The organism is Leuconostoc inhae (assembly GCF_019656015.1).
GTDB lineage: Bacteria > Bacillota > Bacilli > Lactobacillales > Lactobacillaceae > Leuconostoc > Leuconostoc inhae_A.
Genome location: NZ_BPKW01000001.1, coordinates 260,091 through 274,756 on the forward strand (window position 1 = coordinate 260,091; position 14,666 = coordinate 274,756).

15 protein-coding genes, 1 tRNA gene and 1 other annotated feature (1 of these 17 only partly in view) are annotated in these 14,666 nt (G+C 36.8%); of the genes, 13 read left to right on the forward strand and 3 right to left on the reverse strand.

Features of this window, described 5'->3' with window-relative positions:
* Nucleotides 1-31 (forward strand) — a sequence feature (ribosomal protein L21 leader region) (it extends 53 nt beyond the left edge of the window).
* An 11-nt stretch (nt 32-42) separates the two neighbouring features.
* The 6 genes from rplU (at nt 43) to K5Q14_RS01285 (ending at nt 4,402) form a co-directional block, all read left to right on the forward strand.
* Entirely contained in the window at nt 43-342 is a 300-nt protein-coding gene (gene rplU / locus K5Q14_RS01260; RefSeq protein WP_220734016.1) for a 50S ribosomal protein L21, read from the forward strand.
* Between the two features lie 28 nt (nt 343-370).
* Nucleotides 371-688 carry a 50S ribosomal protein L27 gene (gene rpmA, locus K5Q14_RS01265; protein ID WP_010391368.1) on the forward strand — a complete coding sequence of 106 codons (318 nt, stop codon included), beginning with the start codon at nt 371-373 and terminating at the stop codon, nt 686-688.
* A gap of 140 nt (nt 689-828) precedes the next feature.
* Complete coding sequence (locus K5Q14_RS01270) at nt 829-1,923, forward strand: M24 family metallopeptidase (protein WP_220734017.1); 1,095 nt, start codon at nt 829-831, stop codon at nt 1,921-1,923.
* Between the two features lies 1 nt (nt 1,924).
* Entirely contained in the window at nt 1,925-2,371 is a 447-nt protein-coding gene (locus K5Q14_RS01275; RefSeq protein WP_220734018.1) for a hypothetical protein, read from the forward strand.
* A 122-nt stretch (nt 2,372-2,493) separates the two neighbouring features.
* Nucleotides 2,494-3,846 (forward strand): bifunctional metallophosphatase/5'-nucleotidase, encoded by a 1,353-nt coding sequence (locus K5Q14_RS01280; protein WP_220734019.1) that lies wholly within the window; start codon nt 2,494-2,496, stop codon nt 3,844-3,846.
* A 25-nt stretch (nt 3,847-3,871) separates the two neighbouring features.
* Nucleotides 3,872-4,402: a YutD family protein gene (locus K5Q14_RS01285; RefSeq protein WP_220734020.1), complete on the forward strand. Its 531-nt coding sequence runs from the start codon at nt 3,872-3,874 to the stop codon at nt 4,400-4,402.
* A gap of 69 nt (nt 4,403-4,471) precedes the next feature.
* Here K5Q14_RS01285 and K5Q14_RS01290 read toward each other — a convergent pair.
* From K5Q14_RS01290 to K5Q14_RS01300, 3 genes are all read right to left on the reverse strand, one after another.
* Nucleotides 4,472-4,543 (reverse strand) — tRNA-Glu (locus K5Q14_RS01290).
* A 138-nt stretch (nt 4,544-4,681) separates the two neighbouring features.
* Nucleotides 4,682-5,722, reverse strand: a complete 1,041-nt coding sequence (locus K5Q14_RS01295; protein WP_220734021.1) for a branched-chain amino acid aminotransferase — start codon at nt 5,720-5,722, stop codon at nt 4,682-4,684.
* Nucleotides 5,723-5,778: 56 nt separating this feature from the next.
* The gene (locus K5Q14_RS01300; protein ID WP_220734022.1) at nt 5,779-6,909 is read right to left on the reverse strand and encodes a PTS sugar transporter subunit IIC; all 1,131 of its coding nucleotides are present in this window, start codon (nt 6,907-6,909) and stop codon (nt 5,779-5,781) included.
* Between the two features lie 416 nt (nt 6,910-7,325).
* Between K5Q14_RS01300 and K5Q14_RS01305 the strand changes: the two genes are divergently transcribed.
* The 7 genes from K5Q14_RS01305 to K5Q14_RS01335 all read left to right on the forward strand — a co-directional run bounded on the left by K5Q14_RS01305 (nt 7,326) and on the right by K5Q14_RS01335 (nt 14,575).
* Nucleotides 7,326-8,267, forward strand: a complete 942-nt coding sequence (locus K5Q14_RS01305) for an NAD(P)-dependent oxidoreductase (protein ID WP_220734023.1) — start codon at nt 7,326-7,328, stop codon at nt 8,265-8,267.
* 54 nt (nt 8,268-8,321) lie between these two features.
* Nucleotides 8,322-9,038, forward strand: a complete 717-nt coding sequence (locus tag K5Q14_RS01310) for a glycerophosphodiester phosphodiesterase family protein (RefSeq protein ID WP_220734147.1) — start codon at nt 8,322-8,324, stop codon at nt 9,036-9,038.
* 118 nt (nt 9,039-9,156) lie between these two features.
* On the forward strand, nt 9,157-10,485 hold the full coding sequence (locus K5Q14_RS01315; protein ID WP_220734024.1) for a bifunctional folylpolyglutamate synthase/dihydrofolate synthase: 1,329 nt from the start codon (nt 9,157-9,159) through the stop codon (nt 10,483-10,485).
* A gap of 49 nt (nt 10,486-10,534) precedes the next feature.
* Complete coding sequence (locus K5Q14_RS01320) at nt 10,535-11,662, forward strand: tRNA dihydrouridine synthase (protein ID WP_220734025.1); 1,128 nt, start codon at nt 10,535-10,537, stop codon at nt 11,660-11,662.
* 117 nt (nt 11,663-11,779) lie between these two features.
* Nucleotides 11,780-13,255 (forward strand): UDP-N-acetylmuramyl-tripeptide synthetase, encoded by a 1,476-nt coding sequence (gene murE / locus K5Q14_RS01325; protein ID WP_220734026.1) that lies wholly within the window; start codon nt 11,780-11,782, stop codon nt 13,253-13,255.
* Between the two features lie 108 nt (nt 13,256-13,363).
* Nucleotides 13,364-13,714 (forward strand): toxin-antitoxin system HicB family antitoxin, encoded by a 351-nt coding sequence (locus K5Q14_RS01330; RefSeq protein ID WP_220734027.1) that lies wholly within the window; start codon nt 13,364-13,366, stop codon nt 13,712-13,714.
* A 45-nt stretch (nt 13,715-13,759) separates the two neighbouring features.
* Entirely contained in the window at nt 13,760-14,575 is an 816-nt protein-coding gene (locus K5Q14_RS01335) for an SPFH domain-containing protein (protein ID WP_220734028.1), read from the forward strand.
* The last annotated feature ends 91 nt before the right edge of the window (nt 14,576-14,666 follow it).

Here is a 14,666-nt window from a genome sequence, read left to right on the forward strand (position 1 = left end):
CCCGCCTGGAATGGTGAGTCTAAGTATAAGGAGAATTCAATAATGGCATATGCAATTATTGTAACAGGCGGCAAACAATATAAAGTCGCTGAAGGCGACACAATTTTCGTCGAAAAGTTGAATACAGCAGAAGGTGAAAAGGTAACTTTTGACCAAGTTGTTTTGATTGATGGCAAGGTTGGGGCACCTTTTGTTGAAGGTGCTAAAGTTGTTGGAACTGTTGAAAAGCAGGGCAAGCAAAAGAAAGTAATAACTTTCAAGTACAAGGCCAAGAAGAATATGCATTCTAAGCAAGGCCACCGCCAACCATATACACGCGTGAAGATTGATTCAATCGCGTAATTATTACTTGTAAAGGAGAAATAGACTTATGTTGATGAATCAAGAAAACTTACAAATGTTCGCTCACCACAAAGGTGGCGGATCTTCAGCCAACGGGCGTGATTCAGCTGGTCGTCGTTTAGGAACTAAGGTTGCTGATGGACAAGACTTGACAGCTGGTTCAATTATTTATCGCCAACGTGGTACACATATTTATCCAGGTGTTAACGTTAAAAAAGGTGGAGATGATACATTGTTTGCTTTAACAAATGGTGTTGTTAGATTTGAACGTAAAGGGCGTGAAAAGCGTCAAGTATCTGTTTATTCACGTGAACAATACAATGAAATTTTGGCTGCTGCAAAGTAAGTTGAATTAGAGAAAGAACAGTTCGCTGTTCTTTTTTTGTACCTATTAATGCATTCAGCAATATGGTGTAGTGACGTGAAAAGTAATCGCATAAGCTTATGATATAATTAAAGATAACAGCGAAAAGGAGATTGTCATATATGACTAAATATTTTGAAGCACGTATTGCTAAACTACAAAAACTACTTAAAAAATTAAATCTTGATGGTATGCTTGTATATCAAGGGACTAACATGAAATATTTAACTGGATTTGATGGTGGTACAGGTGAAGGTGTGGTTATTGTTAGTTGTGATTCAGCTTATTTAGTAACTGATGCACGATATGAAGAGGCATATAAAGCAAATTTACCAGAACACGTTAATTTAAAAATAACAAAATCATATTATGAAGAAACAGTTTCAGTCGCGATAGCTTTGAATATTAAAAATTTGGCATTTGAAGCCGACTTACCATACAATATTTATGATTATATTGATGAGTTGTTGCCTGCTGATATGTCGTTTGATGCGCTACCATTTGCTGTCGAAGCTTTACGTGAAGTCAAAGATGAGAATGAACTTGCTGCGTTACGTCAAGCAGCAACTGCGTCAGTAAAAGCATTTAATGAACTAATCTCGTTCATTAAACCGGGAATGACTGAACGACAAGTGGCTAATGAATTAGATCGATTACAAAAAAAATTTGGAGCTGACAAATCGTCATTTGACACGATTGTTGCATCTGGTTATCGTGCAGCTTTGCCTCATGGCGAAGCAACAGATAAAATAATTAAAAATGGTGAACTTGTTACAATTGATTTTGGTTACTACGTCGATGATTATACTTCTGATGTCACCCGAACAATTGCCATTGGAAGTATAAGTGATGAGCTGAAGCAAATTTACGCCATTGTTAAACAGGCTAATGAAAATGCTATAGCAATTGTGAAACCTGGTATTTCTGGTAGTGAAGTTGATCGTGTTGCGCGTGATTATATATCTGCACATGGTTACGGGCATGAATACAATCATTCTACAGGCCATGGTGTTGGTCTAGATATTCATGAAGGGCCAGCATTAAGCTCACAATCAAGTGATGAACTGCAGCCAGGTCACCTTCTAACCATTGAGCCAGGTATTTATCTTGCAGAAAAAGGTGGCGTCCGAATTGAAGATGATATTATTGTGACAATAGATGGTTATGAAAATATTACAAATGATCTTACCAAAGACTTAATTGTGATTGAGGGTTAATATGGCACAAACACGATTAGATTTTTTAGTGTTTTATCGTGGTAATCTAGTGAGTGGTTTTGATTACGTTTACATCAAACGTCACGAAGGCCATGCTTTTTTGCAGAGTAGAGACAAAACCCAAGAGGCTAAAGATATTACAGATATAGATTTTGATTTTTATAATCCGCATTTTAATCAAGCGGGGCAATCGTTTAATTGGCATTATCGCGAGCAATGGACTGATATGACAACGTCATGGGATGACTTTGCGGATAAAACCATGAGTTACATTAATACTTGGATGACGGCGTATCCTGGCCCTTCTCAAACTGAACCAAGATTGAATGATGAATGGGGTATACGATTTAAAGTGCCAAGTGAAAATGAACGTATGATTTGGGGATTAAATGCTTATCCGGCTAATTTACAGAGCTTTATAGATTTTCTGTATACATTTGCCAACTGAAGCGCTGCATCTTGCAGCGCTTTTTTATCTAGTTGGTGTAAAATAATAGTAAGGGATGTACCAATAAAAACATAATGATACATGTATTTAACAAATGTAACGCTATGTTTGAAAGGAACTAAATGGCAACTGAAATCATACACTTATTGCATACGAATGATATGCATTCGCATTTTGAAAATTGGCCACGTATTTTACGCTTTTTGTTGAAAAAACAAAAAACATATACACAAAGCTATACGTTTGATATTGGAGATGCAATCGATCGTTTAAATCCATATACTGATGCAACAATGGGTCAAGGCAATATTCATTTAATGAATGAGGCCCACTATGATGGGGTAACAATTGGCAATAATGAAGGATTAGTGTTATCTCATGAAGCGATGAATCATTTATATGACGGATCTAATTTTGATGTGTTGCTGGGCAATTTAAAAGAGTATCCTACACTAACACAACCGACATGGGCTAAAGAATATAAAATTTTAACAACTAGTTTAGGCACCACAATTGCCGTTTTGGGATTAACTGCACCATATAAATTAACCTATCCTTCGCTTGGGTGGAAACCATATGATGTGGATGAAACAATTGATAAATTATTGCCAATATTGCATCAAAAAGCTGATGCCGTGGTGCTGCTATCTCATTTGGGATTACCAACGGATGAACGTTTAGCTGAAAAATATGATATCGATATTATTATTGGTGCACATACACATCATTTGTTAGAGCATGGTAAAATGGTTTCAGGGACTTTATTGGCGGCTGCAGGTTGTTATGGCAATTACGTTGGCGATATTACTTTAGAAATGTCAGATGATGGTCATATTTTGAATAAAAAAGCTGTAACGACGCCGATGTACGAAATGTCGGAAAATGACGAGGATTATAATTTAATTCATGGCTTATTAAAAAAGGGACAAGCAGCTTTGACTTCCCGATATGTTACGCAGTTAACGCGAGACATAACAACCGATGAACAAAGTTATGATGCAATGAGAGCGTTAAAACAATATTTTGATGTACCGGCAGCTGTGGTGTCGACTGGTATGTTTGTTGAAGATTTGCATAAAGGTTCGCTGAATCAATATGAATTACTTGAAAGTATGCCACATGCAATTAATCCGATGGTAATGACACTTAAGGGGCAAAATATTATTGAGTTGTTTGAAGAGATTGATGCACAACAAGAATGGTTGTCAACTTTAGCAATGAAGGGTAGTGGCTTTCGTGGTAAAATTTTTGGCTATATGCGGTTTGACGGCATTGATAGGCAAAGAGATGGTCAAATTTTGTATCAAGGTCAAATCATTCAACGTCATCAAGATTATCAAATTGCAACGCTTGATCATTATAAATGGGTACCATTTTTCCCTGTGATACAAAATGCACCAGTAAAAATAGAATTGCGTATATTATTAAGAGAATTGATGGCGCAATATTACAAGAAAAAATACAGTAACGTATAGCGTGCTGTTAAAAAAGAGGTATTTGATGGATCGTGAATCGTTAAAAACACAAACGTTATTGCAACAAGAAGAGCGTAAAATGGCATACCAAGTTACACGCCATGAAAATAAAATAAGCATTGATAAATTAACGTTAGAGCTTGTTGAAAATTTTAAGGAAGCCTTTAATACTGAAAAATTGGCTATACGTTATACGCCTTTGTTAGCACAATATGACTATCTTGTCGGTGATATTTCATCTGAACAATTACGTCTTAAAGGATTTTATAGAAATGAAAAACATGTGCCAAGTCAAGATAAAATAGAAACACTACAGGACTATTTGTATGAATATGTTAACTTTGGGGCACCGTATTTTGTGTTGGAAAATATTAATCCACGACAATTGGAGCAAGAAGATCGTCCTAAAAATAACAAGAGGACACACAGAAACAGTCATAAACGTTCACCTGAAAAGGAAAAAAATAAAGCAAGTACAAAGGTGGCACCACACAAAAAAGAGCAGGCAAATAACAAAAAACCAAATAAACGGCCTTTCATCATTAAACAAAAATAACAGCCTTAGGCTGTTATTTTTGTTTAATGATGACATATAAAAAGCCGCAACCGAAGTTGCGACTTGATATAGCTCGTGAGAGAATCGAACTCTCGATTCCGCCGTGAAAGGGCAGCGTCTTAGCCGCTTGACCAACGAGCCATGGTCAATGATGTTTGATAGCTACCAAACAACTATACTAGTATAACAAGAAATAGTTTATTCGTCAATTATTACACTAAAAATTGTTAGTTTGTGGTGCGACATATTGCCTTAAAAGACGCTGCGTGAATTAAAGAATCAATCTAGTGGAACATCAACAGCCCAGTTTTCTGGTCCTTTTTCATCACCATATTGAATAGCAGTTAGGCGATCATATAATTTTTGTGTCCAAGGACCAACTTCTGTTTCTGAATAAAAGACGTGTTTGTTACCATGATGTGTGATTGAACCAACAGGCGAAATGACTGCTGCAGTACCCATAGCACCTGCTTCTGTGAATTGATCTAAGTCATTGATTGAAATGGTTGTTTCTTCAGCCTCAAGTCCAAGTTCTTTTGCGACTTCAAGTAATGAAAATTTTGTTACTGATGGCAAAATTGAAGGTGACTTTGGCGTCAAGAAGCGACCATCTTTTGTAATACCGAAGAAGTTTGCTGAACCTAATTCTTCAATATTTTCATGCAAACGAGGATCTAAGTAAACAACATCAGAGTATCCAGCAGTATGCGCTTCATCACCAGCAAGCATTGACGAACCATAGTTACCACCAGCCTTGGCTGCACCAGTACCACCATGAGCTGCACGATCATATTCATTAGTGACATAGGCTGTTGGCGTTAGCCCGCCTTTATAGTAGGCACCAACTGGTGTTGCATAAACTTCAAAAACATAATTATCTGCAGGATGTACGCCAACAACTGGTCCACCACCAAATTCAAATGGCCGAAGATAAAGTGTTGCACCTGTGCCATATGGCGGAATAAAGTCTTTATTGGCTTTAGTCACTTCTTTTAAGGCGCGTAAGAATAGTTCTTCAGGTACTGGGGCCATCATAAGCCGTGCAGCTGAATTTTGTAATCTTTTTGCGTTACGATCTGGGCGAAAGAGATTAGCGCCACCATCTTGACGCCTGTAAACTTTCAGTCCTTCAAATATATTTTGTCCATAATGCAAGCCAGTGGCTGCTTCATTAACAGGTATATTTGAGTCAGTCTCAAGACCACCTTCACTCCATTTACCGTCTTTAAAATATGCGCGGAATCGATAGGGCAGGTCATGATATTCAAATCCAAGTTCTGACCAAGTAAAATCTTTGGGTTGTGCTTTCTTCTGTGACATTTTGTTCTTCTTTCTTATAAAAATATAATAATTTTACTATAACCCTTATAGCAGAATTAAACAACATCTAAATGCAAATCATTTTTTTGCGTTTTACCAATCTTTTTTAAAGTGTAATACATTACCATACTAGCAACAATTGGCACAATAATACCAAATATTGCAACGAGTAGCAGTGCTCGAGGATCAGAAGAAGCTAATGCAATTGGGGCAATAAAACCATTTAATCCTAGCCCGGCAATAGCAAATGGCACTTTTAAGTTAAACACACCGACAGCAATCATGGCTGATAGGCCCGCTATGATCGCTGGGCCAAACATAAGTAGTGGGCTCTTCAATAAATTAGGAAATTGTACCTTTGGTGTCACAATTGTTTGGGCAATGTTGGCACCTAAATTGTTTTGTGTCCAACCCATAGCTGTATAAACAACAAAACCTGCGGTAGTGCCAATTAGCGCTGCACCACCAGAAAGTGGATCTAGCATGACTGCAATAGCAAGCGCTGCAGAAGAAGCAGGTGTCATTAAGAAGAGAAACCAAACCACTGAAACAATGAATGAACCAAGGAAAGGATTAACACTCATTGTCGAAGCTAAGGATTCCGATACCCAATTTAGAAAGGGCGTGGTAACTGCTGCTGCCCCTAATCCAAAGAACGTACCGGTAAGAGTAGCGCCAAGTGGCACAAGCATCATGTCCAACGGTGTCTTACCAGTCAACCAATTACCAACTAGCACAGCTACTAAAGCTGCTAAAACAGCAGAGATCGGCTGACCAGAGGTCAACACGATTGATCCAGCAGCTTGATCTGCTACCCAGCCTGTTGCAGTATGTGTTTGTGGGGTCATAGCTGAGGTAAAATAGACTGCATTCGAACCGACTGTAGCAGAAATCAGGGCGGCACCAGTTGTCAAAATATTAGCGCGCATCATAATGGCAATGCCAACACCAAGTGCGGGGGCGAGTAGCTTTTGACCCATCAAACCAGCTTGTACTAATGGTGTGTAGCCAAGTATATTTCCGATTGAAGACATTAGTAAACCGATTCCAAGGACAGCGAGAATAGCATTTGAAATGCCAGTTGAGACATCAAAAACGACATCGCGAACCGATGTAGGTGGCTTTTTCTTACTGCTGGGTGACGTTTTGTCATGTTTATCTGTTGCTAGTGGGGTTGCTTGAGTCATAATGAGTCCTCCTAAATATTGTTCGGTTAGCGATAAAACAATTTTTTCGACTAACAAGTGAACTAGTTCTTGAAATATACAACAAAAAATAAAATAAAAAAGGGCACTAGTAAGTACTAGCGCCCTTTGAAAACATTGATAAAATCAACATATTCACGCCAGTTAAGAAAATGACTTCTCAACTGGTTGACAAAACAGACCAGCGAGAAGTCAAATAATAATGACGACGTTGATCGTAATGCGATTTGTGAATTTGTATGATCTTAACATGAACATAAAATTAGTTTCCTTTTATTTAATAAACATAATTATGGCATTAAACTAATTAAATGTCAACATCCTAATATTAAATTCATCTTGTGTTAAATATATTGAGTATTTGATATAATGTAGTAAATTAGATTGGAGGCGGAGGTATGTTGCTTTTAGCAGTAAAAGGAATCACTGAATCAAACCGCATATTTTTGTCACAATATGGTGTGACTGTTGTGACACCTGATACGATTACGGTGCAACAAATACCTGAAATCGTTATTAGTTACGCATGGGATAATGCTATTGGTCAACAGATACTAGCGAATCCAGGTGCAAAATTAAAATGGATTCAGACACAATCAGCAGGTGTAGATTATTTACCTTTAAAAAAGCTGAAGGATTTCGGTGTTATTGTTACAAATGCCAGTGGATTAAAAGCCATTCCAATTGCACAAACGGTTTTGAGTTATATCCTATATTTTGCACGTGGTTTAAATATCTATGCATCACGTACGCATTGGGAACCTTATACGAATCAATATTTAATTACGGAGCTACCTGTTTTAGTATTTGGAACGGGACGTATTGGTCAGCAAATTGCCGGTCATATTAAAGCATTTGGTGGCATTGTTTATGGTGTGAATACAACTGGCCAGATGGTTGATGGTTTTGATGAAGTCTATAGCATGCATGATTATCAAAAAGCATTAGCAAAATCTCGTGTTGTTGTTGATGGTTTACCAGGTACGCCTGAAACAGATAATTTTTTTAATAATCATTTTTTTGAACAGGTTAATCAATTATTTCTATTTATTAATATTGGCCGTGGGACAACCCTAAATCAAAATGACTTGTTGGCAGCTATTGACGACTCTCGTGTTAAATATGCTGCGTTAGACGTTACCACACCTGAACCATTACCTAAAAACCACCCGTTATTTGACAGACCGCAAGTGTTATTGACGCAACATACTAGTTGGGGGGAGTCTGTTAATGCGGGGCGCACTGGTGGATTATTTCGTTTATTTGAAAAGAACGTCCCATACTTTGTAAAAGATGGTACGATTAGGTACAATATTGTAAATCTTGATAAAGGATACTAAATATACATGTCTGAGTCGGTATGTTTAATAACTGAGAGGGAACACAAAATGTCTATGAAAAAAATTGCGCATCGTGGTATTTCAGCTCAGGCACCGGAAAATACACGTGCTGCGTTTGAAAAAATGATAGCAATGAATGCTGACTGGTTAGAAACAGATATTGATATGACGTCTGATGGTGAATTAGTCCTCATTCATGATGACAGAGTGGATCGCACGTCCGATGGTAGTGGGACGGTGAATGATATGACGTTAATTGACTTACAAAAACTAGATTTTGGTCGCTGGTTGAGTGAGACATACGCTAATGAGCGTATTGTGACTTTGAAATGGTTAGTTGATTTTGTTAATCGATATCATTTTAATGTTAATTTTGAACTTAAAACAGCATTAAAATATGACAAACAAAATTTCTATCTTGCCTCTGTTTGTCAGGCTTTACGACAAATTAGTTCAAATGTTCAAATTATCGTGTCAAGTTTCGATGTTAATCTGCTAAAAAAGTTTCATCTGTTAATGCCTGACATCCAAACAGGCATTTTGATTGCGTCACAATTGCCAGATAACATTGTTACAGTTGCCAGAGACATCGGGGCTGTTTATGTTCATCCTGATGTTGACTATCTTACAAAAAAGCAAACCAAACATTTAATTGCTAATCATTTACCAGTGAACGTATGGACAGTTAATGATACAGCTGTAGCTGAAAGATTGAAAAAATGGCAAGTTGAAGCTATTTTTACGGATTTTCCAGAAGCGAAAACAACATGATATACTTAGTGGCTCATAAAGTATATTCTTGAAAACATAGCTAAGTTAAATGAAATATTGTTTCTTTAGTATAGACATGTGATAAAATAGATTTCAGAGAAATTTTTGGAGGGTTACTTTGGAAAAAGTATCAGAAAAACGTGAGGCTCGTATAGCGATTCGCTATAAAAATGTGATTAAAAGTTTAGATAATACTTGGCATGTATTAGATAACACACGTGTACCAATTGTCCGTCAAGTATTGGGTTGGTTAGATCATCCAGATCAAAAACTTAAAATAATTCATATTGCTGGAACTAATGGTAAGAGCTCTACGGGTGCTATGATGGGCGCTGTCTTACAGGCTAATGGCTATTCTTATGGCCGCTTTTCAAGTCCATCTATCCTTTCAGCAAGAGAACAAATTTGTGTTGATGATGAGATGATTTCTAAAATTGATTTTGTCAATTATTACGAACGGGTCATTAAATGTTTTAAATTTAATGGCGTTTCAGCAAATTATTTGACGTATTTTGAATATTTTACAATTATATCTTTATTGTATTTTGTAGATCATCAAGTCGACTTTGTTTTGTTTGAAGCGGGATTGGGTGGTCTTAGAGATGCAACAAATGCAATTGATACACCTCTGTTAACTGTTTTTACAAAAATAAGTATTGATCATCAGAATTTAATTGGTCGAAATTTAACCGAAATTGCAGAAAATAAAGCTGCAATTATTAAAAAGGGTACTTGGGTTATTGATTATGCTGGTCAAGATCTGACTGCACGAAAAGTTTTAAAAGCACAAACAGAGGCTGTTGGCGCAAAATGGTTTGAATATCAGCAGGACCAAATCATTATTGCCAATACGACACCTTCAGGAATGGATTTAATAATTAATGGCACACCGGGTTACTTTTTAAGCATGTCGGGTGCCTTCCAAGTGCATAACTTTAGTATTGTCTTACAAATAAAAGCGGCTTTGAATGATATGGGATACACATTTGTACAGGACAAAACTCGGAAAGGTCTTGCCAATGTCAATTTAGTAGGTCGTATGAATTATCATCAGGCATCAAATATTTTGTTTGATGCTGCTCACAATGTTGATGGGATAAATGGTTTGGTATCGGCACTTAATGCTTGGCATTTAAAAATCAAACCAACTTTGATTTTGGGTGTATTAAAAGATAAAGATTATCACGAAATGTTGGATACTATTGTACCTGTGGTACAACGGATTATCACGGTTACACCAAATAATAAAACACGCGCATTATCTGCTGAGGAACTCGCAGCGGAGTTATTGACAAACTACCAAAATATTGATGTTGAAATAGCAAATGATGCTTCGGCAGCTATTTCACTTGCTATGCGTGTCCGAGAATCGTCACAGGCTTTGATTGTTGTAACAGGTTCTTTCTACACACTAAGCGCAATTCAAAAGGATCACCGAATGGCATGAAATTTTGTCTAGTGAGCCGTATCATTTATAATAATTAAGGAGAAGAGATATGACTGTAGAGTCTCCTCAAAATTTTTTCTGGGATGACGTTGTAAAACAAGCGCAACTAGGAAATAAACAAACAGAGAAACAACCTTTTTTTAGCATGGCACCAATGGAAGCAGTAACTGATACTGTCTTTCGACGAGTCATAGCACAGGCTGGTGGACCAGATGTCTACTATACTGAATTTACAAATGCGAGTTCAATGGTTCATCCACAAGCTAAGTTTTCCGTTCAGGGTCGGCTAGCTGTGGCAGAAAATGAAAAACAACCGGTTGCTCAAATTTGGGGTTCACGGCCAGAAGAAATAGCTGGGGCGGCAAAAGTTTTGTCAACAATGGGCTATCAAGCAGTTGACATCAATATGGGATGTCCTGATACAACGGTGATTAAAAATGGTGCTGGTTCTGATTTGATTCGTCATCAAGAATTGGCAAAAGAAATCATTTCTGCCGCTAAAAAATCAGGTCTACCGGTATCTGTTAAGACAAGATTAGGGTTTTATCAAGCAGAGGAATTTCGTGAGTGGCTGCCTATTATTTTACGTCAACAGGTGGCTGTATTAACTGTCCATTTGCGTTCACGTAAAGAAATGTCAAAAGCACCTGCACATGACGAGTATATAGATGAAATTTTAGCTATGCGAGATGCTATTGCGCCTCAAACACTAATTCAAATAAATGGTGATATTAAAACACGTCAAGCGGGGATGCAACTTGTAAAAGCACATCCCGGTATTGATGGTATTATGATTGGCCGAGGTATATTTGAGAATCCGTATGCGTTTGAAATAGAACCTAAACAGCATACGTTAGAAGAATCAATCGCCTTATTGAAATTACAGTTGGATTTGTTTGACGATGTGAATGCAAATATCGCACCTAAGCATTTTGAAGCGTTGAAACGGTATTTCAAAATATACTTACGTGGTTTCGCACATGCCTCAGCATTACGTCAGCTATTGATGGAAACACATGCAACTGACGAAGTACGTGACGTATTGGATCGTGAATTAAAAAAAGTGTATGCAAAGGTTGCTGCAGATGAACATATTTATCGCGATAATAGTATAGCAAGTGCAGATGTTGCTATAGCTAATCAATTAAAAGCAGCACTGCAAAGAGAAAATATATAACGAGCGCTTACTGTATTCTTAATTAATAATACAATCTAAATTGACAAAGCATTGTAGAATGGTTAAAAAATTAGATATAGCTGACATAGTAACAGGTTTTTTTGTATAATATATATTATGAAACTTACAAGCAAAACAATTGAACATTTATTAATTGAACAACAACTACTGGTGTCCAAACCAAATATTGATATGGTATTTGATTTTTTACATTATGACACGCGTCAGGTTCAACCCAATACGTTATTTGTTGTTAAAGGTGCCTTTCGATCTGAATATTTGACGCATGTAATTGATATAAAAGGTCTAATTACTGAAACAATATTAGATATTTCTTTGCCACAATGGCAAGTGACAAATGTTCAAAAAGCACTCGCCGTTTTGTCAATGGCTTTTTTTGATTATCCACAACAAGCTTTATGGATTGGCGCATTTACGGGAACAAAGGGCAAAACTACAGCTGCTTATATGGCATTTAATATCTTAAAAGATGCGACTAATAATCATACAGCATTGTTTTCAACCGTAGATCGTATTACAGGTGTGGGGCCTGAAGACAAGAAAAAATCGGATTTAACGACACCAGAATCTTACGAATTATTTAAAGATATGCGTCAAGCGGTAGATAATGGTATGACGCATTTAGTTATGGAAGTAAGTTCTCAAGCCTACTTGAAACAGCGTGTCTATGGTTTACGTTATAATGTTGGTGCATTTTTAAATATTTCACCGGATCATATCGGCCTAAATGAACACCCAACTTTTGAAGATTACCTGGATCATAAGATGATGCTGTTCGATCATTCAGATCAAGTTATTGTGAATGCTGAGAGTGAACACCTTAATACAATTTTGGGACATGCAGAGCAGACACATGATAAAGTTTATACCTATAGTTTGAAAGGTCAAGGTGGTGATTATACCTATGTATCACGAGAAAGCGCCATTCATGAGAGCCGACTAATCGTTGAACCAAGTGATTTAAATGAACTTGTTGGTGAATATCGTTTAAATTTACCAGGTGATTTTAATGAATCAAACGCTATGGCGGCATTAATTATGACTGCATTAGCTGGTGCGAAGCATGAAAACATGGTTCATGGATTAGATGTTGTTTTTATACCTGGGCGAATGTTAAGTCTACCAATTGCAGGTCATGGTGTCGCTTTTGTAGATTATGCTCACAATTATGCATCGATGCGCGCATTACTAAATTTTGCGCAAAATCAGTATCCAGAAGGTAAAGTGTTAGTTGTTGTTGGATCACCAGGCAATAAAGGCATATCGCGACGTGCTGACTTTGGGCGAGTCGTTTCGGAATTAGCAGACATTGTTTATTTGACAGCTGACGACCCTCAATTTGAGTCACCGAAAGCTATTGCCGATGAAATTGCTGAGAATATTAATAATAAGCAACTTGAAGTCCATTTTGAAATGAATCGTATCAAGGCAATTCATCAGGCTATTAAGCAATCAGGAGAAAGAGATATTGTTATAGTTGCCGGTAAAGGTGAAGATCCCTATCAAAAAATTAATGGTGTGGATGTACCATATGTTGGTGATTATGCAGTTGTTCAAAGTTACCATGATTAATTAAAATTATAATAAAAACTAGAAGTGAATACTTCTAGTTTTTTTGAATAGCAAGCGAACTTAATAGCTTAACTGTTATACTAATGATAAATGTGATATCATTAGTATATGACAAATCCAATTCAAGAATCACACACAAAATCAGGTAAAATACCGTTAAGGATTGATCCGGAATTACACGAAGTACTTGTAACACGTGCAAACAAAGAAGGGCGTTCTCTGAATAATTATTTAACAAAATTATTAGAGGACGGCTTACGACCTACAAATTTTGAGGATCGTCAATTTGTAGGTCAAGTGATATCAGGTGAAAATTTTGATTTAGCTAGTCGCTTAGTATCAATTTCTGGTATTTATTATCGTTATTTGATTGATAATGCGACAGTGGCTAGAACAGATGCACGATATGCTATTATTGAGGCTAACGGAAATATTTTAACATTACGAGAATTAAAATAAGAAATTATTTTTAATTCAATAAGTTTATTGAATGAGGAGAGAAACATGCTTTTTTTTAGAATTGTACCACAAAATAATGCTGGATTAGTTGAAACATTGGGTAAGTATAGTCGCCGTAAAGAAGCTGGTCTACATTTTTATGTGCCATTTTTTCAAACAATTCGAAATGTCAGCTTGGCTATGCGACCACTTCGTTTACCTGATTATTCAGTGATTACTGCTGATAACGCTGATATTAAGGCTAGTGTTACATTGAATTATCATGTAACAGATGCTGTGAAGTATATGTATGAAAATACCGATTCTGTTGAATCAATGGCACAATTGGTACGTGGTCATTTACGTGATATTATTGGTCGTATGGAATTAAATGAGGCATTAGGATCAACAACAAAGATTAATGTGCAGTTAGCAAGTGCCATTGGCGATTTAACGAACACGTACGGCATCAACGTTGATCGTATAAATATTGATGAATTACGACCATCGATATCTATTCAGGAAGCCATGGATAAACAATTAACAGCTGATAGAGAACGTGTGGCCACAATTGCTAGAGCAGAAGGTCAAGCGCGTTCAATTGAACTCACTACAAAAGCGACAAATGATGCGTTAATGGCAACAGCCAAAGCAGAAGCTGATGCAACTAAAACTCGTGCTGAAGCAGAGCGTTACCGTATTGATACAGTACAAGCTGGACTAGCAGGGGCTGATGATAAGTATTTCCAGAACCAATCAATTAATGCATTTACAACATTAGCTAGTTCCTCAGCTAATTTAGTCATTGTTGATGGTAAAGAAATGTCTCAACTTGGTCAATTACCTGTTGTGGGCAAGTTACTTGAAAAAGGCTTGAAATAAAAATTAAAATTATTAAAATAATGGATTTAATATGATAAATAGAGACCGGATATGATTAATTGTGGGAAATAATCTTTGTGGTTACTTTTGT

Bases quoted from the DNA above. Each gene is read 5' to 3' on its own strand.
- K5Q14_RS01330 (WP_220734027.1), top strand. From the start codon at position 13,364: ATGACAAATCCAATTCAAGAATCACACACAAAATCAGGTAAAATACCG.
- K5Q14_RS01335 (WP_220734028.1), top strand. From the start codon at position 13,760: ATGCTTTTTTTTAGAATTGTACCACAAAATAATGCTGGATTAGTTGAA.
- rplU (WP_220734016.1), top strand. From the start codon at position 43: ATGGCATATGCAATTATTGTAACAGGCGGCAAACAATATAAAGTCGCT.
- K5Q14_RS01275 (WP_220734018.1), top strand. From the start codon at position 1,925: ATGGCACAAACACGATTAGATTTTTTAGTGTTTTATCGTGGTAATCTA.
- K5Q14_RS01280 (WP_220734019.1), top strand. From the start codon at position 2,494: ATGGCAACTGAAATCATACACTTATTGCATACGAATGATATGCATTCG.
- K5Q14_RS01270 (WP_220734017.1), top strand. From the start codon at position 829: ATGACTAAATATTTTGAAGCACGTATTGCTAAACTACAAAAACTACTT.
- K5Q14_RS01305 (WP_220734023.1), top strand. From the start codon at position 7,326: ATGTTGCTTTTAGCAGTAAAAGGAATCACTGAATCAAACCGCATATTT.
- rpmA (WP_010391368.1), top strand. From the start codon at position 371: ATGTTGATGAATCAAGAAAACTTACAAATGTTCGCTCACCACAAAGGT.
- murE (WP_220734026.1), top strand. From the start codon at position 11,780: ATGAAACTTACAAGCAAAACAATTGAACATTTATTAATTGAACAACAA.
- K5Q14_RS01300 (WP_220734022.1), bottom strand. From the start codon at position 6,909: ATGACTCAAGCAACCCCACTAGCAACAGATAAACATGACAAAACGTCA.
- K5Q14_RS01285 (WP_220734020.1), top strand. From the start codon at position 3,872: ATGGATCGTGAATCGTTAAAAACACAAACGTTATTGCAACAAGAAGAG.
- K5Q14_RS01295 (WP_220734021.1), bottom strand. From the start codon at position 5,722: ATGTCACAGAAGAAAGCACAACCCAAAGATTTTACTTGGTCAGAACTT.
- K5Q14_RS01320 (WP_220734025.1), top strand. From the start codon at position 10,535: ATGACTGTAGAGTCTCCTCAAAATTTTTTCTGGGATGACGTTGTAAAA.
- K5Q14_RS01310 (WP_220734147.1), top strand. From the start codon at position 8,322: ATGAAAAAAATTGCGCATCGTGGTATTTCAGCTCAGGCACCGGAAAAT.